Below are 1,596 nucleotides of genomic sequence, written 5' to 3' on the forward strand. Positions count from 1 at the left end.
TATTTCATTTAACATATTTCCCTCCTAATTTTCTGTCTGGAGGGATTTTATTGTTTTTATACCCCTATGTCATCTTTCTTGGTATGTAACTAGCAACTTGAGTTATTAGGACCAGCCCTTTCAAGGTCTTGTAATTTTCCCCAAATTATAGTTAGTTGAAAAAATAAAGTTGGTAAACGGGGAATAGCTAGAATGATTATAGGTCAAGTGTTTGAGCGTTTTGTAGAAGAAAGTCCGGTTTCGGTCATGGTTCGCGGACTTCTCGAAACAATTTTATGTCCTCAGAAACTTGACGAGTTATTTGAGAAAAGTGCAAAAACTCAGTATACAAAGGAATTACTGTTCTCTACGGTAGTAGAGATGATGAATACAGTCACTTGTGGGATTAGACCTTCAATTCATGCTGCATATCAAGCTAAAACATCACAAATGAATGTTTCAGTTACTTCTGTCTATAACAAGCTAAATGCAATGGAGACTGATGTAAGCGCTGAATTAGTAAGGGAGACAGGAACTTCAATGGAAGCAATTATTCGGCATTTAAACGGAAGCTTACCAGATTGGCTACCTGGTTATCGGCTTAAAATTTTAGATGGCAATGCAATAGGTGCAAGTGAACATCGTCTAAAACCTCTTCGTGACTGTAACAGTGCGCCTTTACCAGGGCAATCATTGGTGGTACTTGACCCATCTCTAATGCTGGCAATTGATGTTTTCCCTTGTGAAGATGCTCATGCTCAAGAGCGTTCCCTATTACATAAAGTTTTGACAACAATCGAAGAAGATGATGTCTGGATCGCTGACCGAAATTTCTGCACTTTGAACTTTTTGAGTGGTATCGTAGCGAAAAAGGGCTATTTCATCATCCGAGAGCATCAATGTTTTCCTTGGTATGATGCCTCAGAATTTCGCCATATTGGTTCAGTAGAAGGAGGAACAGTTTTTGAACAAACAGTTAAAGTCAGCGATGATGAGGGCTATTTATCGAATATTCGGCGTGTAAAAATAATTTTAGATGAAACTACCCGTGATGGAGACTCAGAAATCTTTATCTTGACTAATCTCTCCACAAAGGTTGCTAATGCTTTAGTTGTGGCTCAAATCTACCGTAAACGTTGGACTATAGAAACTTTATTCCAGATTTTAACTGAAATATTTAATTGCGAAATTAAAACCCTCGGTTATCCTAAAGCTGCTGTGTTTGCTTTTTGCGTTGCCTTGGTTTCCTACAATATCCTTTCTGTTGTCCTAGCTGCTCTGAGAAGTATTCATGGCATTAAAAAAATTGAGCAAGAAGTGTCAAGCTATTATCTCGCTGATGAAATTCGCGGGACTTACCGTGGCATGATGATTGCAATTCCCCCTTCAGAATGGAAGGTTTTTGCAAAAATGAATCTAATTGAACTGACCAACATACTTCGAGACTTGGCAGCTCGCGTTAATTTAGTTGTTTTCGCGTCCCACCCTCGCGCACCAAAAAAGACAAGAAGGGTACTAAAACGTACTCGTCCTTCCAAACGACCCCATGTTTCTACAGCTAAAATTCTATCCCAAAAATAATACCTAAAAGCAGACACCTTGAAAGGGCTGGTCCTA

Annotated in this window: 1 protein-coding gene; it reads left to right on the plus strand. The window is 39.0% G+C overall.

All coding sequences use genetic code 11. The features are described 5' to 3' along the window. The first annotated feature begins 192 nt into the window (after positions 1–192). Positions 193–1,560, plus strand: a complete 1,368-nt coding sequence (locus A4S05_RS36255) for a transposase (protein WP_069074592.1) — start codon at positions 193–195, stop codon at positions 1,558–1,560. Positions 1,561–1,596: the final 36 nt, after the last annotated feature.

It is taken from the genome of Nostoc sp. KVJ20 (assembly GCF_001712795.1).
In the GTDB taxonomy this organism is placed as follows: Bacteria; Cyanobacteriota; Cyanobacteriia; order Cyanobacteriales; family Nostocaceae; genus Nostoc.

What these genes read in the sequence shown, in the direction of transcription:
- A4S05_RS36255 (WP_069074592.1), top strand. Translation starts at nt 193, where the DNA reads ATGATTATAGGTCAAGTGTTTGAGCGTTTTGTAGAAGAAAGTCCGGTT.